Source organism: Bowmanella yangjiangensis (assembly GCF_017255015.1).
In the GTDB taxonomy this organism is placed as follows: domain Bacteria; phylum Pseudomonadota; class Gammaproteobacteria; order Enterobacterales; family Alteromonadaceae; genus Bowmanella; species Bowmanella yangjiangensis.
In genome coordinates, this window is the sequence record NZ_JAFKCS010000009.1 from 931 (window position 1) to 23,750 (window position 22,820).

Below are 22,820 nucleotides of genomic sequence, written 5' to 3' on the forward strand. Positions count from 1 at the left end.
CCATCTCACGCATATACATGCGCACCGGGTCGGTAGTACGGCCGATTTCGCTCTCAACCGTTGCCAACGCCTGAGCTGCAGCTTCTGCAGCATCTTCGTCGGCCGTGGTCTCTTGCATTAACAACTCATCGGAATCCGGTGCTGATTCAAATACCTGGATCCCCATGTCGTTGATCATGCGGATAATGTCTTCTATCTGATCAGAATCGACGATATCCTGTGGGAGGTGGTCATTGACTTCAGCAAAGGTTAAATAACCTTGCTCTTTACCTTTTGCGATGAGGAGTTTAATCTGAGACTGCTTATTCGACGCCATATACCTTCCACTTCTCAAATAGAGTTAAATCTGTTCTGAACCGACGCGCAGAGAATTACGCAGTATAGCAGAAATCACCTTTCTGCCGCTAGCCCCATTCTCTGTGTAACAGGAATTTGTGCCTTGTTTTTACAGGTCGCGCATCAGGTTGTTAAGTTCACGCTTCTCTTCCATGGATATAGTGCCGAGTCGCGCTTTTGCCAATAGTTCATCGCAGCGCGTTTGCAAATATAAATTGATCAAGCGATCAAAACCGTCCCGGTACAGGTCTTCTAATGGATTACTATCGTCCACAGGTAAATCCATCGTCATTAGTTTAGACAAACTTTCCTGGATTTTGTGCCCGCGGAAACGCTCCAGCAAATGCGGCGTTTTGTAATGTGGGTTGGCCAGACAATCTTCATGCACCTGTTGAAGTACATCCAAGCCACTGATAGGCACTTTACCCAAGGCTGAGGGAGCTAATTCAGGATATTTTGCTGCCAGAGAGGGTTCTTCTAGCAGAAGCCTCAACAGTAATCTAATCGGTGTCCAACTGTGTTTGGACAGCAACTGATTGTCCACTTGTCTGGGTTTGTGACGTTGAAACGCTTCTTCAATTTCACGTTTTAGACGCAGGTTCTTATCTTCCAGTGTGTATTCGTTAAGCTGGTCTTCCAGCATCTTTTTCTGTGTACACTCTGGAATACTGGCCAGTAGCGGCATGGCCTCAGCCTTTAACGCTGCCTTACCTTCATTGCTTTTTGTGTGATGGCGGCTCATCAAACTGTCAAAGAAAAATTTGGACAATGGAACCGCCGATTCCAACTGTTGCTCAAAAGCCTCTTTGCCCAATTTGCGTACCAGAGTATCTGGATCTTCCCCATCAGGAAGAAACAGAAACTTCATTTCCACCCCATCTTTCAGATAGGGGAGGGCGTTTTCCAGTGCCCGCCAGGCTGCATCGCGTCCGGCGCGGTCACCATCGTAACAGCAGACTAGCTGGGGAGCGGCGCGGAATAGCAATTGAATATGCTCGGCAGTCGTTGCCGTACCCAAAGAGGCGACTGCATAGTCAATACCAAACTGCGCGAGAGCAACCACATCCATATAGCCCTCAACGATCATCAAGCGTTCAAGTTTGCGGTTAGCTTGCCTGGCCTGATAAAAACCATAGAGTTCATGGCCTTTGTGGAAAATTCGGGTCTCCGGGCTGTTCAGGTACTTCGGGCCGCCATCGCCCATGACTCTGCCACCAAAGCCTACCACCCGGCCTCGACGGTCGCGGATCGGAAACATAATCCGGTCACGGAAAAAGTCGAAGCGGCGACGCTGCTCGTTTTCACTGATCACTTTTAAATCGAGCAGCTGTTGCTGCAAAGCTGGCGTGCGGCCAAAGGTTTTCAGCGCAGCATCCCAGTCAGACGGGGCGTAGCCTATATTAAATTGCTTGACGATATCTCCGGACAAGCCGCGCTGCTTGAGATAATCAATGGCTTGTGAGCCGTTGCTATGATGCTTGAGCTGATGGACAAAAAAGCGTGCGACCTTCTCCATCAGTTCATAGTCATTTTCCTGCTGTTGGCGTTTTTCTTTGCTTTGCTGGGGAGAATTGCCCTGCTCTCGGGGCACTTCTACACCTTGATAGCGAGCCAGTTCTTCAATGGCCTCGGGGAATTCCAGCCTGTCATATTCCATCAGGAATGAAATGGCGTTGCCATGGGCGCCACAGCCAAAGCAATGATAAAACTGCTTGTCCTGACTGACAGTAAAAGAGGGACTCTTTTCGTTATGAAAGGGGCAACAGGCCTGATAGTTTCGACCGGCTTTTTTCAGACGCACACGGCTGTCTACCAACTCGACAATATCGGTACGTGCCAGAAGGTCATCAATGAAGTCGCGCGGGATCAGTCCTGCCATAACTGCCGATATTCACTTATTAAGAAAAGGATGATGCCACAAAGATAAAAAAGGGTCAGTGACAATTCACTGACCCTGATAATCAGATGGGAAAACTTTAGCCGAGCTTAGCTTTAATTTTGCCGCTTAGCTGTCCCATGTCAGTGCGACCTTGAACCTGAGGTTTCAGCCAGGCCATCACTTTACCCATATCCTGCATACCAGCCGCGCCGGTTTCTTGCATCGCTTGGCCGATAAGTGCTTCTAGTTCCGTTTCGGTCAGGGCCTGAGGCAAAAAATCCTGCAACACGACCATTTCCGCAGCTTCCTGGTCGGCCAAATCCTGGCGCCCGGCTGCTTCAAATTGTGCGTGGGCATCTTTGCGCTGCTTGAGCATTTTAGTCAGGATTGCGATGGCATCAGATTCGGATACCGCTTCGCGGGTGTCGACTTCTTTTTGCTTAACCTCGGCAAGCGCCATACGAATGGTGCCCAGACGTATTTTATCTTTGGCACGCATGGCGTCTTTTTGGGCTTCTTTCAGGCGTTCAATCAGACTCATGGACTTACTCGTTATGCAAATTAAAAAGGCGCTTAGCGCGCCTTTTTGGGGGAGATCTTAGTAAAGCTTGATACGGCGTGCGTTCTCGCGAGCCAGCTTTTTCAGGTGACGCTTTTTAGCAGCTGCTTTTTTGCGCTTGCGTTCCCAAGTTGGCTTTTCAAAGAACTCACGACGACGAACCTCAGACAGAACTCCAGCCTTTTCACAAGAACGCTTGAAACGGCGCAGAGCTACATCAAACGGCTCGTTTTCTTTAACTTTAACAATCGGCATTAAAATCTCACCTCAAAAATAAGTGCTTGTTACCAGCTCGAATTATAACCGGCATGGTTAAAAATGGTGCGGAATTTTAATCATATCCGAGACGAAAGTAAAGGCCGGGGGAAGTTTTAATTATAAAATAGGGCGAACATTGCTTATACCCATATACAAACCACACTGCCATGGAGAATTCTGCCCCGACAAGGTAAAATCCGCCGCCATAATAGCAGATAAAGTGAAGAGTATGCGGATCCTGGGTATCGAGACCTCTTGTGACGAGACTGGCATTGCCATCTATGATGACAAACTGGGCTTATTGTCCCATGAACTTTACAGCCAGGTAAAACTTCATGCCGATTATGGTGGTGTGGTACCTGAACTGGCATCCAGGGATCATGTTCGCAAAATCATTCCGCTGATTAAAAAAGCCTTAGTGGATGCCGATACCACGGCCGAACAACTTGACGGTGTGGCCTTTACCCAAGGACCCGGCTTGGCTGGCGCTTTACTGGTTGGCTCCTCTGTTGGCCGCAGTTTGGCCTATGCCTGGAATATTCCCGCAGTGGGTGTTCACCATATGGAAGGCCATTTGCTGGCCCCCATGCTGGATGATCCCTCTCCCGAATTTCCCTTTGTGGCCCTGTTGGTGTCTGGCGGTCACACCATGTTAGTGCGGGTGGACGGCATAGGTCGCTATGAAATGCTTGGCGAATCGCTGGATGATGCGGCCGGTGAAGCTTTCGACAAGACGGCAAAGTTACTGGGGCTGGATTATCCGGGCGGCCCTTTACTGGCAAAGCTTGCTGAGGGCGGTGTGCCTGGTCGTTTTGTATTTCCGCGCCCGATGACAGACAGGCCAGGGTTGGACTTTAGTTTTAGCGGTCTAAAAACCTTTGCTGCCAACACTATCCGTGATCAGGGGGATGATCAGCAAACCAAGGCAGATATCGCCCGTGCGTTCCAAACCGCGGTAGTGGAAACTTTAGTGATTAAGTGTCGCCGGGCCCTGGAACAGACGGGGCTTAACCGCCTGGTGATTGCTGGCGGAGTGAGTGCCAATAAATCTCTTCGTGAAGCGCTGCAAACTATGATGCAGAAGAATAAAGGCGAGGTGTATTACCCCCGTCTGGAATTTTGCACGGATAACGGTGCCATGATTGCCTATGCTGGGATGCAAAGATTAAAAGCAGGCCAACATGAAGAGTTGAACGCCAAGGCCAAGCCCCGCTGGCCGCTGGAATCATTGCCGCCAGTTTGATAAATCCTTTCTTTTACTTTGCTGTTGCTGGCGCAATTGAAAGTTGCGTCAGCTAACTACCTGAGTGTTATTCCAGGGTTTTTCCCTTATCCCAAATTCGCCCTTCTTCGCCCTTAAACAAACGCACAATATTGCTGCGATGGCGGGCGATAATCAGAATTGACAGCATAGTCACAGGAATACTGTATTGAGGTTTTATAAACCAGGTAAAAACTGGTGCCAACCCGACAGTAATCAAAGCTGCCAGGGAGGAATAACCTGTAATGAAGACAGTGGCAATCCAGGTAGCGATTAGTAAGCCGGATAGGTCCAACCCGATCGGCAACATGGTGCCCAAGGCGGTAGCAACAGCTTTGCCACCGTTAAAACCAAAAAACAGGGGATAGATGTGTCCCAGACAGGCAGCAATGGCAATAAATCCCAAATACAGGGGCTCGATGCCAAGAAAATAGCTGCCCCAGACTGGAATGGTGCCTTTAAGTACATCACAAAGTAAGGTTAACAAGGCCGGAAAACGCCCACCTATTCGGTACACGTTGGTGGTGCCTGGATTGCCGGAACCTTTTGTTCTGGGGTCAGGCAGACCGAACACCTTGCAAATCAGCACCGCACTGGAAATTGAGCCTGCCAGGTAGGCGGCCGCTATCATAAGTAAGGTTAATGCTGTCATTTGCTTTGTGTGATCCCTTGTGTAAACTTGCCCGCCAATGCAACGTGCCCTGTTCTGGCGGTTAGATGCCCGCCCTGTATAGGCAAGCGTTTGCTCCGTACTTTGGGTAGATTACCCGAAATAGGCAGTTATCTCACCATTTCTACTGGCCTGACGTGTTATGGACAAAATTTATATTGAAGGGCTGCGCCTGGAATCGTTAATTGGTGTTTACGATTGGGAGCGTACAGCCCCCCGGCCATTACTGGTTGATTTATGTATGCACTGTGATCTCAGTCGTGCTGCGCAAACCGATAATGTCACAGACACCATAGATTATGCCCTGGTGGCTGAAAGCCTGGAGCGTGTAGCAGAAAAAAGCAGTTTCGAATTACTGGAAGCCCTGGCATCTGCCATGTTGGACGCTTTGTTTGCTGAGTTTGACGTGCAGGAAGCCACATTAAAACTGAGTAAACCCGATATTTTAGCCAATGCCCAGAATGTGGCTGTGCAGCTAACCCGGGGTCGTCCCTAGATGGCGCAGATTTTTATTAGCCTGGGTAGCAATGTCGAACGTGAAAAGCATACCTACTCAGGATTGGATGCTTTGCATCATACCTTTGGTGATTTGCAGCTATCCAGCTTATATGAAAGTGAGGCGGTTGGCTTTGCTGGTAGTGCTTTCTTCAATATGGTGATCTGTGCCTATACCCAGTTATCGGTGGAAGAGGTTGTGAATCATCTCAAAGCCATTGAACGGCAAAACGGCCGGCTGCAGGGTGACAAGAAGTTTGCCCCCCGCACGCTGGACCTGGATTTACTACTTTATGATGATCTTGTGCTGAGCAATCCGGTAGAATTGCCGCGCGCAGAGGTCTTGTACAATGCCTTCGTGTTGTGGCCCTTGGCTGAGCTGGTGCCGAAAAAATTGCACCCGGTAACACAAATCTCCTATGAGCAACTGTGGCAGGACTATAACAAGGACAGCCAGAAGCTATGGAAAGTCGATTTTAACTGGAAACCCTCACTATGACGCTAATTGAAATTATCGTACTGGCCCTAATCCAGGGCATTACCGAATTTTTACCTATTTCAAGTTCAGGCCATCTGATTTTGCCCTCGGCGTTGTTCGGCTGGGATAACCAGGGCTTAGCTTTTGATGTTGCCGTGCATGTCGGCAGTTTGTTGGCGGTGGTATTGTATTTTCGGGAAGATATACTGCGATTGATCAATGCCTGGTTGACGTCGGTGTTCAAAGGGCAGCACAGCGAACATAGCCGTTTAGCCTGGTGGGTTATAGTCGCCACAATTCCGGCTGTCATTTTGGGTTTTGCGTTTAAATCTGCTATCGAAGTGTACTCACGTTCCGCACTGGTCATTGCGGTAACCACCATAATCTTCGGCTTACTGCTTTGGTATGCCGATGCCAAAGCCAAACAACACAAGAATATTTTTCAGCTTAGCTGGAAAAGCGCCTTGTTTGTCGGTTTTGCTCAGGCGCTGGCAATTATTCCTGGTACTTCACGGTCTGGTATTACGATGACCGCTGGTCTGATGGCTGGCCTGGATAGGGAAAGTGCAGCACGATTTTCGTTTTTACTGTCTATTCCCACTATTTTGGGCGCTGGCCTTTTGGTATCACTGGATTTAGCCGCCAGTGAGCACCCTGTTGATTGGCAGGCCATGCTGTATGGCGCACTGTTTTCTTTTGTCAGTGCCTATCTGTGCATTAAGTTATTCCTGACCTGGATTTCCCGCATTGGCATGTTGCCCTTTGTTATCTATCGCCTGATATTGGGTGTGGTATTGTTAGTTTTCGTGTTTAGTTAATTGCCGGGGCGCTACTATGTCTGACACCTTATTTACCAAGATCATTAATCGTGAAATTCCAGCCGAGATTATATACGAGGATGAGTTGTCTCTAGCCTTTAAGGACATTAATCCCCAGGCACCGGTGCATTTTCTGGTGATTCCCAAAAAGCCGATTGCCACGATTAACGACATAGAGTCTGAAGATCGTGAGTTGATTGGCCATTTGTACCTGGTTGCCGGCACGCTGGCTAGCGAAATGGGCTTCGCTGAGGACGGTTATCGCGCAGTAATGAACTGCAATCCACACGGTGGACAGACAGTTTATCACCTGCATTTGCACGTATTGGCTGGCAAGCCCTTAGGGTGGCCACCTTATCAGGATAAGTTGAAAACGGCGTAAGGCTAAGATGCTAAGAGACCAGACGGTCTCTTAGCACGCTCCATCCAGTGATTAAAGACCCAGAACCTCTTTACCTTGCTTAAAGGTAATATCCACTGGAATGTTTGCGCGGGTCAGACGCGCAAGGTCTTCTGCTAACTGCGGCTTAATTATGCCTTTGTCAGCCACCAAAGCATTGACCCCAGCATAATCTCCATCGCCTTGCAGAGTCAGGATTCGGTTAGAAAGGGCATCAATGGCCTGAGCCATCTTGGCCATGTCCACCTTATATAAGCCTTGCTCGTCACGGGCAAAGGCGCCGTGCTCAGCAAAGAAGTTAAAGCGGATCATATTGGCCTTGCCATGAGCGCTGGAGGCGCCAAAACGGACACTGCGGAAGATGCCAGCCATAAACGTAACATAGTAGTCTTCCAGGGTGCCTTCAGTGATTTCGCCCTTTTCAAGCAGTTGCTGAACCATATACAGGCCAAGAATATCGGCCTTGCCTTCTTCCAGCGCTGAGGCGTGTTCCTTTAAAGCCTGACGGACAGTGCCGTTGCCATCCAAGGTGTTTTTGATACCCAGTCCATGCGCTACTTCGTGGAACATGGTATTGGCAAAGAAGGCATCAAAGGTGATGTGTTTGCGCTGTTCAGGCACTATTAACTGGTCGGCAATAGGAACCAGGATGTTGTCGAATTTGGCTTGCATGGCGTTTTTCAACTGCAAACGACGGGTACCTTTTTCTAACTGTACCTGTTCATCGTTGGGTAAGTTGATGGCAATGGTTTTACTGCCCGCATTGGAGTGTCCGGCGTAGTAAATCACATCGTAGGCGTTAAGATCAGCATCTGAGCCTGGCATTTCCTGTTTGTAGGCATCCTCTACCGGTAAACCTTTTTGTAACTCAGGCAAAAACGCTGCGTATTTGGCCAGCTTCTCGCTCCAAGCCAAGTCTTTGATTAGCACATATGCTTCAAAGGCCGCACGATAGCCGTAGAGTTGATCCTCATAGGTTTCAATTGGGCCTAAAACCAACTCAATGGGATTGGTTTTCATGTCCATCCAGGCCATGTCCGAGGGCTGGTAATCGTCGCTGAGCAAGGCATCCGCGCGCATTGTCAGATACTGGGCAAATTCCGTATTGTCTGCCAGCGCTGAGGCTTTACGCAGCAAGTCCGCTGCTGCAGTTAACTCAGCCTGATAGTATTTTGAGTAAGGGACCGAACTCAGTTTGCCCTGGGCATCGCGCACCACCACCGAATACAGGCCTTGCTTGTCGGCAAATTCCGCCGCTTCAAACTCGGCCTTTGTCATATCTTCAGGGTAAAACTGTGCGCCCAGCGGCTTTTCGTTGACGTCAGTTAAAAATGCCTTGTCACCATCTAATCTGTCCCAGGGACCATAATTGATGTCGGCAAACTTACGTACCTTGGTATTCTCTATGGCGGCAAGAAAGCTGTCTTTATCGCCACCGAAGGCTTGCTTCCAGAACAAGTCGTCCATGATCTCGGCTGCGTCAATCAACAGCCCTAACATCTGCTTTTGACGAGCAGACAGGTGGGAAATGTCACTGGTGAGGTCAACCGGATAATAAATATCCAGTCTGGATTCCAGTCCCTGCTTTAATATCGGCCCCTTTGCAATGGCAGGGACTTGCTCTGTGACTTGTTGTTGTGCCGGTTGAGAACAGCCAAGCAGTACACCTGATGCCATGGCTAGAGATAAGGTTAGTTTTGAGAGTTTCATGGTATTCCTGTCGCTTTCTATTTTAAATATTGGGGGAGGTGAAACACTATTGCGTCCAATATAGTACTGCATCTCGGTCATGCTGCACATGCCCTTACAATACTGGGCTTTTCAGGTACATTCCTTTTACTTTTCCATAAATTAGATGATACTTAAGGCGACCTTTGGAGAACCCCGTATATTCTCTATGGTTAATCTCTTGCCTAAAAACCACCGCTTTATAAGGTTGGAATATGTCCACAGAAAACGCCTTGCTCACCATACTGGTTGAGAAAATTAATAATGATACTTTAGTGCTGCCTACCTTGCCGGCGATTGCACTCAAGGTACGTCGTACCGCTGATGATCCTGACGTCAACTTGAATAAAATGGCTGATGTTATCGGACAGGATCCGGCACTTAGCGCGCGAATTATCAAAATTTCCAACAGTGCCTACATGGGTAGGACTGTCAAAGTTGAAACTATTCATCAAGCGGTTACCCGTATTGGATTAAGACAAGTTAAAAACATTGCTACTGCGCTGGCGATGGAACAATTGTTCGTGTCAAAAAATCAAATTGTGCATGAGCACATTAATCAGGTGTGGCAGCAAACCATAGAAGTGGTGGCCAATGCCATGGCCGCGTTGCAGTTACATACCGAGAAAACCAAGCAGAAGCGTTTGAATCTGGACATCATGACTTTGGCCGCATTGGTACACAATATCGGTGTGTTGCCCATTTTTACGGAAGCGGAACGCCATGATGACGTCTTTGCCAATCCTACCTTTCTATCTGTGGCTGTGCAGAAGTTGTCGGGACGTATTGGCGGTGTGATCCTAAGGGAATGGGGGTTCCATGATGAGCTGGTTGAGGTGGCAGAGAACTGGCGGAATTTGAGTTACATGCCTGAGTCTCTTACTTATCTGGACTTTGTCCGTTTGGGGGCTGCACTTAGCGGCCTGATGGGCAGTCAAAAAGATGGTGTGATGAACATTACGCAGCAAAAAGGCCTATTTGAGGATCTCTCTGCTTTGGACGGAGATGAATTTAAGACCATGCGTGATAATGCCAGGATGATTTTCCAATAAAAGGGCTGAAGCTGGGCGCTTCAGCCCCGCTAATATTAGTTTTGCTCGGCCAGGCCAAACGCCTGGTCGAGTACTTCCACTAATTTAACAACTTCTGCTGACATCAGGCAAAAGTCTGCGTCTAATCTGGCCAATTGCTGATCTTTAGGAATATCTTCGTTCTGTTCGCGCAGCACGTCACTGAACTTAACGCGTTTAACTGTCAGATCTTCCTGCAGCAATGCGGTCATACGCTCATCCCACTCTAGTGCAATTTTTTGCACGAGTTTACCGCTTTGTAAATGCAGTTGGATCTCTTCTGCATCCAATGGTTGGTTTTTACAACGAATGATCGCACCGTCTTCATTCGGTGACTTCAGTTCGGCTTCTTCCAGCAGTGAAAAGCCGGTAGGCATGGCTTCACCCTTTAACCAGTTGGTTAAGTCTGGAGACAAGCTGCGTCGGCACAATGGTACAACTGGCAAGGAACCCATGGTTTTGCGCAAATGCGCCAGAAAGACTTCGGCTTTGCCATCTGCAGAAGCATCAACTACCACCAGATTGTCCTTAGCCGAGATAAAACCGAAAGTGTAGCTGTCCCGGGTAAAGGCTTTTGGCAGCAGTTGGTGGGTAATCTCTTGCTTGAGTTCCTGCTTGGCTTTCTTACCAACCGGGGCGCCTGTATCGCGTTCAATTTTTTCTACGCGCTCTTCAAGCTCAGCAGCAACGACTGCGCCTGGCAGGATACGTTCCTGCTTTTTCAGGCAAAGTAATATTCTGCCATCTGCAGCCTGTACCAGGCTGGCACCTTGCTTCAGGGGGGAAGTCCAGCCCATGCTGGCAATATCCTGATTGCCACAGGGACGAAATGCCGCCTGACTTAATTGATCATGCAAGTCTTCCGGGTTGATATCCAAAGACTGGGTAAGTGAATAGATTTTAAGATTTTTAAACCACATGGACCCGTTCCACTACATTTGAAAGGGCGCAGGGTATCAGGCTTTAGTAAAGATGTCAGTGACCAATAGCCGCTTAGGCGTCTCGTCTGAGTGGGAAGTGAATATCGTAACGTAATCCGCGGCCTTCCTCTGATTGGGCTTCAATTTGACCATGCAGGGCCTGAGTAACCAGGTTATACATGATGTGCGTGCCCAAGCCGCTGCCACCACGACCACGGCGGGTGGTAAAGAAAGCTTCAAACAGTTTGTTCAGCAGTTGCGGTGATAAGCCTTTGCCATCGTCTTGATATTCAATTCTGACCTGCTCATCCTGACTGCTAACCCGGATTTTTATGGTCCCCGCCTTTTTGTTTTCAAACCCATGGATCAGCGAGTTCATAATCATGTTGGTAAATATTTGGGCAATCACCCCAGGGGCACAACGTACCTGCAAATTGTCTGGGCATTCTACCTCTATCTTGTGCTGGGTCTTCTTTAAGTTTGGTGCCAGCGATTGAATAATTTCTTGCAGGTATTCACCCAAGTCGAAATCTCGCTCCGCCTCACTGGTTTGGTCAACGGCAACCTGCTTGAAGCTGGCAATTAATTCAGAGGCACGATTTAGGTTAGTCAGCAGCAAGGTCGCTGTTTGCTGCCCTTCGTTGAGGAAGGTCGCCATGGTTTTAGCGGTCAGGCTTTTTTCATCGAAGGCCTGTTGTAATCCTTTCAGTCGCTCTTGCAGGAAGCTAGCCGCTGTAACACCCACGCCCAGCGGCGTGTTTACATCATGGGCTATACCGGCGACCAGACCACCAAGTGACGCCATGCGCTCAGATTCCACCAACTGATCTTTGGCCATTTGCAGGGTTTTCATGGATTCAGCCAGCTCAGCGTTTTTCTTCAGCAGCTCTTCCTCAACCTTTCGACGGTTCTCGTTTTCAAGTTTCAGCTCGCGCTGATTGGCCATTAATTCGTCTTTTTGCTGCTCCAAATCCAGCATTATCTTACTTAAGGACGCGGTCTTACGGGCCACTTCCTGTTCCAGAGACAGATTGTGTTCATCCAATTTGAGGTTGGCGGTGCGTAGCTCATCCTGAGTGTGGTTAAGCTTGTCCTGAAAACGAATTAGGTCATCTACCAGTTGGTTGTAAGCATCTTGCAATACTTTCAGTTCGTTCTCTTCACTGAGACGGGCATGCAGTTTGGACTGCTCCAATCGGTTAATATCAAATTTGCTGATTTGTTCCGTCAGTTCTGACAATGGGTCGGTAAGCATGCGTCGAAAGGCGTTTAGGAACAAAAAGATCAGAAAGGCAGTTTTAATAAAGGCATTGCCGATCAGAAAGAAAATGCCGACTTCAATACGACCAAAGATAATCTCAAAACTGGAATACAGGGTGACATCGCCAACCTGTGAGGTCCGCCCGGAAAACTCGAAGATCAACGGAAAGCTGTAACCGAAAGTACCGCCTGCATGGTCACGCATAATGCCGGTTGTCACAGGATCCATGGGTTGCTTATTGGTGCGGCCTAAATCTGCAATATAGTTGGCATTCTCATCACGAATTTGTACACCGTCGACGATGGGAAGTTCCATCAAACCTTCGGCAATGGAGACCGCCTGAGGTGTGTTCAACTCCCAAATAGCGCGGGTTAGGCTGGTGCTGAAGGTGTTTTTTAGGGTCTGAAGTTCACTCTCAATATGATTCTTGGCATTGAGGTATTCAGTGAAAATTTGGCCGAGGGTAACAATCAGGGTAAGAATAAAATAGACGGAGAGTACGCGGGTTAACAGCTTCTTTGATAGTCCTGTTTTAACCTTCGACATTGAATTTAGTCCGCTTCATCAATCCATCCCAGTTAGACCAAGAATATGCGTAAAGTTGATATTAGACAAGCGTTTAGAAAGGCATAACAAGGAAAGCTCAATTAGTCATAAAGGAACATGTTGCCAGTATTGGGTGTATGCATTGCCTGTATATGCACCATCTGAATCGCACTGGGCTGGCTTTTGCGAGCTGCAAAAATTATGATTCGAAGAGTTAAACAAGGGTGGTAGCGTCAGGCTGTCAATCAGCTTTAATAAAACTGTCACAGAATCAACCAATAATTGCGGGCGTTTTCATGAAGAAGGTTAAAACCATGTCAAAAAGAGTCTTGCTGGTGGAAGACGAATCGCCCATTCGTGAGATGGTCAAATTTGTGCTGGAGCAATCCGGCTTTGAGACCATTGAAGCGGAAGATTACGATGTGGCGTTGGAAATGGTCAAAGAGCCCTATCCAGATCTGATTTTGCTGGATTGGATGCTGCCAGGAGGCAGTGGGGTGCAGTTGGCCAAAAAGTTAAAGCAACACGAACATACCCGTGAAATCCCTATTATTATGCTGACTGCTCGAGGTGAGGAAGACGATAAAGTGCGAGGGTTGGATGCTGGTGCAGACGACTATGTGACTAAGCCCTTTTCGCCTAAAGAATTGGTTGCTCGCATGAAAGCCGTTATCCGCAGGGTCACGCCTACCTCAGGTGATGAACCTATAGAGTTTAATGGATTGATACTGGATCCCATCTCGCACCGCGTTACTGCTAAGGAAGAGCCGCTGGATATGGGTCCAACAGAATTTAAACTGTTGCACTTCTTCATGACCCACAGTGAAAGGGTATACAGCCGTGAACAACTGCTGGACAATGTGTGGGGCACCAATGTGTATGTGGAAGACCGCACAGTTGACGTGCATATTCGCCGTTTACGTAAGGCGATATCCAAACATAATCATGATGCTATGATCCAAACCGTGAGGGGCGCAGGATATCGCTTCTCGGCAAAAGTTTAGCATGTAAGGAGGCGCGCCGGCGCAATGTATTATCCCTTCTCCTGGTGGAAAATTCTTGGCCGATTAGTTGTTTACTTTCTGCTTGCTGTGGTGGTGGGTGTTTATCTGGATAACCTGGCTATTTGTATTGCTGCTGCGGCAACCTTGTTGCTGGTGCAGCATTACTGGAACCTCTACCGCCTGAATCGGTGGTTATGGCACAGCAAAAAAATGACGCCGCCCAAGACTGCCGGGATATGGGAGCACGTGTATGAAGGTATTTATTATCTTCAGCGCCGTAACCGTAACAAGCGAAAAGAGCTTGGCGCTCTGGTCAAACGTTTCAGGGAAGGGGCGGAAGCCTTGCCTGATGCGGCAGTAGTGGTGGATGCCAATGCCTGTATTGCCTGGTGTAACCGTCTTGCCCGAATTGAGTTGGGATTACGCTGGCCAGAGGATGCCGGGCGACGGGTTGACAACCTGATTCGCCATCCTCAGTTTATTGAATTTTTCCATCAGGGTAATTTCGACTATCCAATCGAAGTCACTTCACCCACTAATATCGACAAGATCCTTGAATACCGCGTGATGCCTTACGGTGAAAAGCATTTGCTGTTAATAGCGCGGGACGTTACCAGAGTGACCCAGCTTGAAGAAATGCGAAAGGACTTTGTGGCCAATGTGTCCCACGAACTTCGCACACCACTGACAGTGCTCAATGGTTATCTGGAAATGTTTAATGCCGACCCGCAGGCCTATCCTCCGGCATTTATGCATAAAGCCTTTGGTGAAATGACCTCACAAACCCGCCGAATGCAAAGTTTGATTGAACAGTTGCTGATCCTTTCGCGTATCGAGGCCAGTGCTGAAAGGGTGTATGAGAAGATAGTGGATGTGCCGCAAATTTTGGCTGCTATTCAAAGTGAAGCGTCGGCACTTAATCAGGAAAAACGACACGATATTCAGTTCTCTGTCGATACGCAGTTGCGCGTATTCGGTATAGAAACTGAGCTTCGCAGTGCGTTTTCCAACCTGATTTTTAACGCAATTCACTATACCCCAGCCAAAGGCAAGATTGTTGTGGGCTGGCGTTTGCGTGACAAAACCGCAGAGTTTTATGTACAAGACAATGGCGAGGGGATAGCCGAGAAGCATCTTACCAGATTGACCGAGCGATTTTACCGGGTGGATAAAGCGCGGTCGCGCAAAACCGGTGGCTCAGGCTTGGGTCTTGCCATAGTGAAGCACGTTCTGACCCATCACAATTCTAAGCTGGAGATCGACAGTGAAGTGGGTAAGGGCAGTTGCTTCTCTTTTCGTTTTTCAACCGAGCTTACCGTGGTAAACAGTCATGCCAATAGCCAGAGTTAGTGCCTTTTTACTGCTGCTGGCAAGTTTTAGCATGCCGTCAGTCAGCGCAGAAGATTACCAAAAACAGCCTGGTGTATCGGGTACTGTGACCTCAGTGGGGTCAGATACCCTGGGCAATCTGATGACCTTCTGGGCAGAGGAATTTAAACGCTATTACCCACATGTGGCATTTCAGATCCAGGCATCAGGTTCTTCCACCGCACCGGCTGCGCTTACCGAAGGTACGGCCAATGTCGGCCCAATGAGTCGGGAATTAAAAGAAAGTGAAATTGCCTATTTCAGCAAATTACATGGATATCAGCCAACAGTTCTGAAGGTGGCTATCGATGCCATTGCCCTGTTTGTCGATTTACACAACCCGGTGGAAGGACTTAATTTACAGGAGATCGACGGCATATTCTCCGTTACCCGTTATTGTGGTGCGGCACAACCTATCACTTATTGGCACCAACTTGGGTTACCTGAAAGTTGGCAGAATAAGAGAATTCGTCTGTTTGGTCGAAATTCAGTGTCAGGAACCTATGGTTTGTTTAAAGCTGAAGCGCTTTGCCAAGGCGATTTTCTGGCCACGGTCAACGAACAGCCGGGGTCTGCCTCTGTTGTGCAGTCTGTTGCTTATTCTGATGGGGCATTGGGATACGCCGGATTTGGTTATAAAACGGCTGGGGTTCGGGCTCTTTCTATCGCCAGGGAAGGCAAGCAATATATTGCCCCGAGTATGGAAAATATTGCCTCGGGGGACTACCCACTATCGCGTTTTTTGTATCTGGTGGTGAACAAAGCGCCTGATCAGCCACTGCCATTACTGGAGCGGGAGTTTATCCGCTTTATCCTGTCTCCAGCCGGACAAGATTTAGTCCGTCGGGATGGCTTTATTCCGGTTCCCGACGCGCTAATCCGCCAGCAGTTACGCCTTATCAGTGTGGATATCGAGTAAGCTTTTGTCCTGTCAATCTGTTTGGCATCTTCTAAGCTTGGTCTTATATCGCGCCTGGTGCTGACGAAGTCAATATCAGAAAAACAAACAGCCCCGGCGTCCTTGAAAAAATCAATATAAACGCCACAGCATAAAGAATGTAGTGCTAAACATGGAAAAGGAGGCTGTATGCCATCACACTACGCCCAGGCCGTCAGGTTGGAATTTGAGGGCCAAGAGTATCGTTACTATCCCTTCACTATGCTGGCTGAGCAGCATTCAATATCCCGATTGCCTTTCAGTCTGAAAATCCTGCTGGAAAACCTGTTACGCCATGCTGACCAGGATTTTGTCAGCGATGAGGATATTCTGGCGCTGGTAAACTGGCAGCCAAAGCAGGAGCCAGACAAAGAAATCGCGTTTGTACCGGCCAGAGTGTTGTTACAGGATTTCACAGGCGTACCGGCTATTGTCGATCTTGCCGCCATGCGTGATGCCATGCAGGAGCTGGGGCAAGATGCGTCGCGTATCAATCCACTTTCGCCGGTAGAATTGGTTATCGACCACTCTGTGATGGTGGACGAGTATGGCACCCAGGATGCCTTTGTACGTAATACTGAAATTGAGATGCAACGCAACAAGGAGCGTTATCAGTTTCTGCGCTGGGGTCAGCAGGCGTTTAATAATTTCCGTGTGGTGCCGCCTGGCACCGGTATTGTTCATCAGGTTAATCTGGAATATCTGGCCAGAGTGGTGTTTGCGCAGGATGATACCCTGTATCCCGACACATTGGTGGGTACAGACTCCCACACTACCATGATCAATGGTCTTGGTGTGCTTGGCTGGGGAGTCGGGGGCATTGAAGCCGAAGCCGCTATGTTGGGCCAGCCGGTCAGTATGCTGATCCCTCAGGTGGTCGGAGTAAAACTTAGCGGTGAAATGCCCCAGGGTATTACCGCAACAGATTTGGTACTGACCGTTACAGAACAGTTGCGCAAACTGGGCGTGGTGGGCAAGTTTGTCGAATTTTTTGGGCCGGGATTAAGCCAGTTGAGTCTGGCAGACAGAGCAACTATCGCCAATATGGCCCCTGAATACGGGGCAACCTGCGGATTGTTTCCGGTGGACGAGGAGACCTTGGCATATTTACGCCTGACCGGGCGCAGCGAGCATCAGATTGGACTGATTAAAGCCTATATGCAGGCGATGGGGTTATGGCATGACGCAAACGCCGCTGAAGCCGAGTATTCAGACTTACTGGAACTGGATTTATCCAGTCTTGAGCCTTCTATAGCCGGTCCCAAACGTCCTCAGGACAGATTAGCCCTGGGTAATGCTAAGTCGGCTTTTACTGCGATGATGGCCGAGCATAGTGAGGAACTGGCCCAGCGTATTGCTACCTTTGACGCCGAGGGCGGTGGTGCCGCTTCGGGGCAGTCGTCGCTGGCTGAACAAGGCCAGGCCAGGGTTAGCTACAAGGATCAGCAGTTTGATCTTAAGCATGGCGATGTGGTGATAGCGGCTATCACCAGCTGTACTAATACCTCCAACCCGGCGGTGCTGATTGCTGCAGGGTTACTGGCCCGCCATGCCAGGGAATTAGGCCTTAACAGTAAACCCTGGGTGAAAACCAGCCTGGCGCCGGGATCGCAGGTGGTCACTGATTATCTTGAACGGGCCGGGTTGCTGGATGATTTACAGGCTCTGGGTTTTTATCTGGTGGGGTATGGTTGTACTACCTGTATCGGCAATGCCGGACCATTGCCACAGCCAATTGGTGAAGCGGTCAAACAGGCCAAGCTGCTGGTTTGCTCTGTGTTATCGGGAAATCGTAATTTCGAAGGCCGTATTCACCCAGATGTGCAGGCCAATTATCTGGCCTCACCACCGCTGGTCGTGGCGTATGCTATTGCCGGCAGTATGAATATTGATTTGCTCAAAGAGCCCATAGGTCAGGATCGCCAGGGGCGGGATGTGTTTCTGGCCGATATCTGGCCAAGCAGTGAGGAGATCCAGCAGGCGATTCATGCCAATGTCAAAGCAGAGAACTTTAAAAGCAAGTATGCGGATGTATTTAAGGGCGATGCCAATTGGCGCAGTTTGCCGGTGCCCCAAAGCGATCGCTATGCCTGGCCGGATTCAAGCTATGTACGTAAGCCCATTTTTTTTGCCGGGCTGACCCATAAGCCCTCTGCCATCGAAACCATTAAAGACGCCAGGTGCCTGGTCAAGGTAGGAGACAGTATTACTACCGATCATATTTCGCCGGCCGGTTCCATCAAACCCGACAGCCCGGCTGGGAAATACCTGCAAGCGCAGGGGATCAAGCCGGTGGACTTTAATTCTTATGGTTCCCGTCGCGGCAATCACGAAGTGATGATGCGCGGTACTTTTGCCAATGTGAGGTTAAAAAACCAGTTGGCACCGGGTAGCGAGGGCAGTGTCACTTGCTACTTTCCTGACAACAAGCAAATGTCAATTTACGACGCAGCTATGGCTTATCAGACCGCAGGTACGCCATTGATGGTGCTGGCAGGCCAGGAATATGGCACAGGTTCTTCCCGTGACTGGGCAGCCAAAGGGCCGATGTTACTAGGGGTTAAGCTGGTAATTGCGCAAAGTTATGAGCGTATCCACCGTTCCAACCTGGTGGGGATGGGGATTTTACCCTTGCAGTTTATGCCGGGGCAAAGTGCTGACTCTTTGGGGCTGACTGGTGAGGAATACTTCTCAGTGGATGAGATTGGCCCTGATACGCGAGAGGTGAATGTGAGTGTGCGCAGCAAGGATGGACAATCGCAAAGCTTTGTCGCCAAAGTACGTATTGATACCCCCAACGAGTTCCAGTATTACCTGCATGGCGGGATCCTGCCTTATGTGCTGAGAAATCTGGCAGTTAAGTAGACCTCATCTGTCAGGAAGCCAGTGCCGCCAGATGGCGGCACCTTTAGTCGTAATGACAAATTTTCGGCCATCGCTACGAAATCCAGGCCATTCAGACCCGTAACAAGGTAGAGTGGGCGCAGCCACTAATCAAGCGCAAGGGGGCAGACAAAACCTTCAGGCTTAAGGGCCAATACCGAACAGTCAGCCTGATGAAGTAGTTCTTCCGCGGTGTTGCCAATTAACATGCCCAGAATACCTTGACGGCTTATGGTGCCCATAATCAGTAAATCAATCTCATACTTATCCACTAAGCCTTTTATAACAGGTGTCGCAGGCTCATGTTCCAATAGAACTTTATCCATGAAACCGGTACAAGTTGTCACAGCACAGCCTGCTAATGTGCAGGTTTTAGAACCAGCACTGAACAGTCGGTAACCGACAGGATCTCTTCGGCAGTATTGCCGATTAAAAGCCCTTTCAGGCCGTGGCGGCTGACCGTCCCCATCACCAGTAAATCGATCTCATGTATCTGGCTTTGTGACGCAATCACATGGGCGGCATGCCCATGTACAACATGACGCTGTCCTGGCGGTAGTGGTTGCGAGAGATGTTCGCTGCAGTAGTTATCAGTGATGCTGACAAACTCGGCGCGCATATCCTTCATCATGGCTTCCATAACGTTGTCTTCCAATCCACCGCGCAGTTGCAGATAACCTTCGTTTTCCAGTTGCCAGGCTTGTACAACATGCAACTGCATATTCAATTGTTCACCCAGATACTGCGCTGACTGCAGGATATCCGGATTCATAGAGCGTCGGTTAGTTTCAAAACCGGTATCCGTGCTGAGATCAATGGCAGCCATAATTCGCCTGGGAGGCTGACGATTGCCAGAGCGCACAGCCAGCACGGGGCATGGGCACTTGCGGATTAGATGCAGCGCGGTGCTGCCGAAAAATGCCTGTTTGAGGCTTTGCCCATGGTGTGCATTGACAACCACTAAGTCTATTGCCGACTCTTTTACCCGAGCAATGACTTCTTCATGTGCTCGCCCTTCTGTGAGCTGGCTTTCAACGTCAATACCATGCTTGCGAAAGTCCGCTTCCAGGCTTTCCAGCTCGTTGCGCATTTGCTTGGTGATTTGGCCTTCAATATCACCCAGACTTTCCTGATACTTCTGCCAGATGGGATTAATCTCAGGGACGACATCCATCAGGGTGAGCTTTGCGTTACTGCTTTCGCACAGTTGCTTGACCTGGCGAATAGCGGCATCCTGGTTAATGGTGGGGTTGCTTAGAAACAGTATATGTTTAAGTTGTTGCATGATATTTATCCTGTATGCGCGGGGAACCCCCGGCTTTCCTTGTACAACATCATGAATAATTTCAGCCTGCGATTGCAATCCCTGATGCGATAAATAGGCTAATTATTGGTTATTAGAGGGCGCTCCTGGATGATTAACCAAGCCAATTTCCAGCAGCGGAGAGGCGTCAATCTGCTCAGCATCCATCATGTTGGCCAGACGCTGCATGGATGAGACCAGCAGGCTTTGCTCCCAGTCTTTGAGATCGTCAAAGCGACGGATGAAATGTTCCTGAAGCATCTTTGGGGCGGATTTCAGCGCTTTAGTGCCATTTTCGGTAAGGTATACGCCGACTTTTCGTTTGTCCTCAGTTGAGCGCTGACGAATGATGAGCTCGCGGCTTTGCAGACGGTCAAGAATGCTGGTGATAGTCGCAGGGCTTAGATTGGTATCATCTGCGATTTCTTTAACCATGGCGCCATCAAAGCGTGTAATGGCTCGCATTACCAGAAGTTGCGGGCCGGTTAAACCAACCTCCCGCTCAAGCTTTTTGGAATGAAGGTCGATGGCACGAATAACCTTACGCAAGGCAACCAATAGTTCATCATGTTTTTCCATTCGACCTCTCTAATCGCCATGCATTCATGTCAGTATGCTTGCTAGCTCAGCATTATCTCAGCATATGCAAAAAATGCATATGTTTCTGATATTGGTCGATAATGTCGCTAATCACGGCGTGTTTGGACCAGCCCATGATGCAGTAATCCTGTCCACCTTCGGATAGGTGCACTTCGGCTCGATAATACTTTTTATCTTCTTCCATTTCCAAAAAGGGGGCTTCTTGCCTGACAAACTGCGGTTGTAAATGCCCCCTGGGTAAAACGGCATAGGTAAAGTCCATTTCATTGCCATGGCTAACACGAAGCACAACTGCTGATTGCTCGTCACTTTCCACTCTGGCTTCAATTTGTTGGCTGTTAAGCTCTTGGGCCACGTCGTCCATAGCTGGTTTTACTACCTGCTGGATAAAACGGTTGACCCCCTCCCGACTGGGATAGTCGACGATATTGTGCAGTCTTTCCTGCCAGCCGCTGTTTGAGGCATTCACAACAGTGGGTGCTAAGGATAACGCGAGACTTTCTCGCTTATACACATCAACACGCAGCGCCTTTAACAGCCCGAGTATGGCAATTAACAATACGATAGAGAAAGGCAAGGCACTGACAATAGTCATAGTTTGCAGTGCCCCCAATCCCCCGGCGAGTAGCAGAATTATGGCTACTAAACCTTCTCCACCAGCCCAATATACTCGTTGCCACAAAGGCGTATCGTTACGCCCATGAGAGCAGAGCATGTCCACGACCAAGGAGCCTGAGTCGGCAGAGGTGACAAAAAATACAATAACCATCAAGGTGGCAATGACGGACAGCACAGATGAAAAAGGGAAATGGGATAAGAACGCAAATAAGGCGATGGAAACGTCTTTGTTAACCATATCTGCCAATTCTGTGATGCCCTGAACGTAGATCATTTCAATGGCGGAATTGCCGAAAAACGTCATCCACATGAGGGTAAAGCCTGAGGGGATTAGCAGTACTCCCATGACAAACTCACGAATGGTGCGCCCTCGGGAAATACGTGCGATAAACAACCCAACAAAAGGGGCCCAAGCAATCCACCAACCCCAGTAGAAAATGGTCCAACCTCCCAGCCAGTCGGTTTTTTGATAGGCAAACAGATTAAAAGTGTTTCTGACAATATCAGACAAATAAGCGCCGGTATTTTGCACAAAAGCTTGTAGTAGAAATACTGTGGGTCCCAGCAACAATACAAACAATAACAGCGCTGCGGCCAATAGCATATTCAGTTCAGATAAGCGTCGTATGCCTTTATCTAATCCTGTTACCACGGATACGACCGCCAGCAGAGTTACCCCGATAATCAGGATGACCTGAGTGCTGTCGCCAACAGGAACACCGAATAAGTAATTCAGCCCGGTGTTGACCTGCAATACCCCAAAGCCCAGTGATGTAGCTACACCAAACACGGTACCGATCACGGCAAATACATCCACAGCATGACCAAGCGGGCCATAAATACGTTCACCTATTAAAGGGTACAGGGCGGAGCGTAAAGTCAGTGGTAAGCCGTGTCGGTAGCTGAAAAAGGCCATGATCAAGGCCACTATGGCGTAAATAGCCCAGGCATGCAGACCCCAGTGAAAGAAGGTGAGTTTCATTGCTTCTCGTACTGCCTCTACCGAATTTGGTTCGGCAACAGGAGGCGATAAATAATGCATAACGGGCTCCGCCACGCCAAAAAACATCAGACCAATACCCATGCCGGCAGAAAACAGCATAGATAACCAGGTTAGCCTGGAGTAATCGGGCTTGGCATGATCGGGCCCCAAGCGAATCTCACCATAGCGAGATGCACCTAAATACACAGTGGTGACGAGAATAATGGCCACCACTAATACGTAAAACCAACTAGCATTGGTGACGATAAGTTTTTGTAAGCCAACAAATAACTCATCGGCTTGCTGGGGGAGTAACGCCGTGTAACTTAGCAGGAGAGTAATCAACAGAGTGGCTGAGTAAAAAACCGGAGGGTTAAGGCGGGCTGGGAGGTTATCGTCTGTCACTAAATACTCGGTGTTAATTAGTTTGAGAACAAATTATATTT

22 protein-coding genes are annotated in these 22,820 nt (G+C 48.9%); 10 read left to right on the forward strand and 12 right to left on the reverse strand.

Going from position 1 to position 22,820, the window contains the following annotated elements:
- The 4 genes from J0A65_RS27335 to rpsU all read right to left on the reverse strand — a co-directional run.
- The coding region (locus J0A65_RS27335; RefSeq protein WP_332874329.1) for an RNA polymerase sigma factor region1.1 domain-containing protein at positions 1–316 on the reverse strand (316 nt) is incomplete at its 3' end.
- Positions 317–445: 129 nt separating this feature from the next.
- Positions 446–2,215 (reverse strand): DNA primase, encoded by a 1,770-nt coding sequence (dnaG, locus tag J0A65_RS10650; RefSeq protein ID WP_206594168.1) that lies wholly within the window; start codon positions 2,213–2,215, stop codon positions 446–448.
- 97 nt (positions 2,216–2,312) lie between these two features.
- Positions 2,313–2,756 (reverse strand): GatB/YqeY domain-containing protein, encoded by a 444-nt coding sequence (locus J0A65_RS10655; protein WP_206594169.1) that lies wholly within the window; start codon positions 2,754–2,756, stop codon positions 2,313–2,315.
- A gap of 57 nt (positions 2,757–2,813) precedes the next feature.
- Positions 2,814–3,029 (reverse strand): 30S ribosomal protein S21, encoded by a 216-nt coding sequence (rpsU, locus tag J0A65_RS10660; RefSeq protein ID WP_062481949.1) that lies wholly within the window; start codon positions 3,027–3,029, stop codon positions 2,814–2,816.
- 232 nt (positions 3,030–3,261) lie between these two features.
- On the opposite strand from rpsU, the gene tsaD reads away from it, so the two are divergent.
- Positions 3,262–4,275: a tRNA (adenosine(37)-N6)-threonylcarbamoyltransferase complex transferase subunit TsaD gene (tsaD, locus tag J0A65_RS10665; protein ID WP_206594312.1), complete on the forward strand. Its 1,014-nt coding sequence runs from the start codon at positions 3,262–3,264 to the stop codon at positions 4,273–4,275.
- Positions 4,276–4,342: 67 nt separating this feature from the next.
- Here tsaD and plsY read toward each other — a convergent pair whose 3' ends face one another.
- Positions 4,343–4,945: a glycerol-3-phosphate 1-O-acyltransferase PlsY gene (plsY, locus tag J0A65_RS10670; RefSeq protein WP_206594170.1), complete on the reverse strand. Its 603-nt coding sequence runs from the start codon at positions 4,943–4,945 to the stop codon at positions 4,343–4,345.
- A 160-nt stretch (positions 4,946–5,105) separates the two neighbouring features.
- On the opposite strand from plsY, the gene folB reads away from it, so the two are divergent.
- Genes folB through J0A65_RS10690 form a run of 4 tightly spaced genes read left to right on the forward strand, consistent with a single transcriptional unit; the run spans position 5,106 to position 7,136 of the window.
- Positions 5,106–5,459 (forward strand): dihydroneopterin aldolase, encoded by a 354-nt coding sequence (folB, locus tag J0A65_RS10675; RefSeq protein ID WP_206594171.1) that lies wholly within the window; start codon positions 5,106–5,108, stop codon positions 5,457–5,459.
- The gene (folK, locus tag J0A65_RS10680) at positions 5,460–5,957 is read left to right on the forward strand and encodes a 2-amino-4-hydroxy-6-hydroxymethyldihydropteridine diphosphokinase (RefSeq protein WP_206594172.1); all 498 of its coding nucleotides are present in this window, start codon (positions 5,460–5,462) and stop codon (positions 5,955–5,957) included.
- Positions 5,954–6,754, forward strand: coding sequence for an undecaprenyl-diphosphate phosphatase (locus tag J0A65_RS10685; protein ID WP_206594173.1), 801 nt, complete (start codon positions 5,954–5,956; stop codon positions 6,752–6,754). The genes folK and J0A65_RS10685 overlap by 4 nt, the downstream gene beginning before the upstream one ends.
- A 16-nt stretch (positions 6,755–6,770) precedes the next feature.
- Entirely contained in the window at positions 6,771–7,136 is a 366-nt protein-coding gene (locus tag J0A65_RS10690; protein WP_206594174.1) for a histidine triad nucleotide-binding protein, read from the forward strand.
- Between the two features lie 51 nt (positions 7,137–7,187).
- Here J0A65_RS10690 and J0A65_RS10695 read toward each other — a convergent pair whose 3' ends face one another.
- On the reverse strand, positions 7,188–8,864 hold the full coding sequence (locus tag J0A65_RS10695; protein WP_206594175.1) for a dipeptidyl-peptidase 3 family protein: 1,677 nt from the start codon (positions 8,862–8,864) through the stop codon (positions 7,188–7,190).
- Between the two features lie 233 nt (positions 8,865–9,097).
- Between J0A65_RS10695 and J0A65_RS10700 the strand changes: the two genes are divergently transcribed.
- The gene (locus J0A65_RS10700) at positions 9,098–9,934 is read left to right on the forward strand and encodes an HDOD domain-containing protein (protein WP_206594176.1); all 837 of its coding nucleotides are present in this window, start codon (positions 9,098–9,100) and stop codon (positions 9,932–9,934) included.
- 35 nt (positions 9,935–9,969) lie between these two features.
- Here the strand turns inward: J0A65_RS10700 and rdgC are convergent, their stop codons facing one another.
- Both rdgC and J0A65_RS10710 read right to left on the reverse strand, forming a co-directional pair.
- A complete protein-coding gene (rdgC, locus tag J0A65_RS10705; protein ID WP_206594177.1) occupies positions 9,970–10,872 on the reverse strand; it encodes a recombination-associated protein RdgC in 903 nt (300 codons plus the stop codon).
- 73 nt (positions 10,873–10,945) lie between these two features.
- On the reverse strand, positions 10,946–12,679 hold the full coding sequence (locus J0A65_RS10710) for a sensor histidine kinase (protein ID WP_206594178.1): 1,734 nt from the start codon (positions 12,677–12,679) through the stop codon (positions 10,946–10,948).
- Positions 12,680–12,993: 314 nt separating this feature from the next.
- Here J0A65_RS10710 and phoB point away from each other — a divergent pair, with 314 nt between their 5' ends.
- The 4 genes from phoB (at position 12,994) to acnA (ending at position 18,853) form a co-directional block, all read left to right on the forward strand.
- Positions 12,994–13,683 (forward strand): phosphate regulon transcriptional regulator PhoB, encoded by a 690-nt coding sequence (phoB, locus tag J0A65_RS10715; RefSeq protein ID WP_206594179.1) that lies wholly within the window; start codon positions 12,994–12,996, stop codon positions 13,681–13,683.
- 24 nt (positions 13,684–13,707) lie between these two features.
- Entirely contained in the window at positions 13,708–15,033 is a 1,326-nt protein-coding gene (gene phoR / locus J0A65_RS10720) for a phosphate regulon sensor histidine kinase PhoR (protein ID WP_206594180.1), read from the forward strand.
- A complete protein-coding gene (locus tag J0A65_RS10725) occupies positions 15,014–15,970 on the forward strand; it encodes a PstS family phosphate ABC transporter substrate-binding protein (RefSeq protein ID WP_206594181.1) in 957 nt (318 codons plus the stop codon). The genes phoR and J0A65_RS10725 overlap by 20 nt, the downstream gene beginning before the upstream one ends.
- Before the next feature lie 168 nt (positions 15,971–16,138).
- Complete coding sequence (gene acnA, locus J0A65_RS10730; protein WP_206594182.1) at positions 16,139–18,853, forward strand: aconitate hydratase AcnA; 2,715 nt, start codon at positions 16,139–16,141, stop codon at positions 18,851–18,853.
- Between the two features lie 125 nt (positions 18,854–18,978).
- Here the strand turns inward: acnA and J0A65_RS10735 are convergent, their stop codons facing one another.
- The 4 genes from J0A65_RS10735 to J0A65_RS10750 all read right to left on the reverse strand — a co-directional run bounded on the left by J0A65_RS10735 (position 18,979) and on the right by J0A65_RS10750 (position 22,779).
- Positions 18,979–19,197: a universal stress protein gene (locus J0A65_RS10735; RefSeq protein WP_206594183.1), complete on the reverse strand. Its 219-nt coding sequence runs from the start codon at positions 19,195–19,197 to the stop codon at positions 18,979–18,981.
- Positions 19,198–19,229: 32 nt separating this feature from the next.
- Positions 19,230–20,156 (reverse strand): universal stress protein, encoded by a 927-nt coding sequence (locus tag J0A65_RS10740; RefSeq protein WP_206594184.1) that lies wholly within the window; start codon positions 20,154–20,156, stop codon positions 19,230–19,232.
- A 102-nt stretch (positions 20,157–20,258) separates the two neighbouring features.
- Positions 20,259–20,753, reverse strand: a complete 495-nt coding sequence (locus J0A65_RS10745; protein WP_206594185.1) for a MarR family winged helix-turn-helix transcriptional regulator — start codon at positions 20,751–20,753, stop codon at positions 20,259–20,261.
- Positions 20,754–20,805: 52 nt separating this feature from the next.
- Positions 20,806–22,779: a BCCT family transporter gene (locus J0A65_RS10750; RefSeq protein ID WP_206594186.1), complete on the reverse strand. Its 1,974-nt coding sequence runs from the start codon at positions 22,777–22,779 to the stop codon at positions 20,806–20,808.
- Between the last annotated feature and the right edge of the window lie 41 nt (positions 22,780–22,820).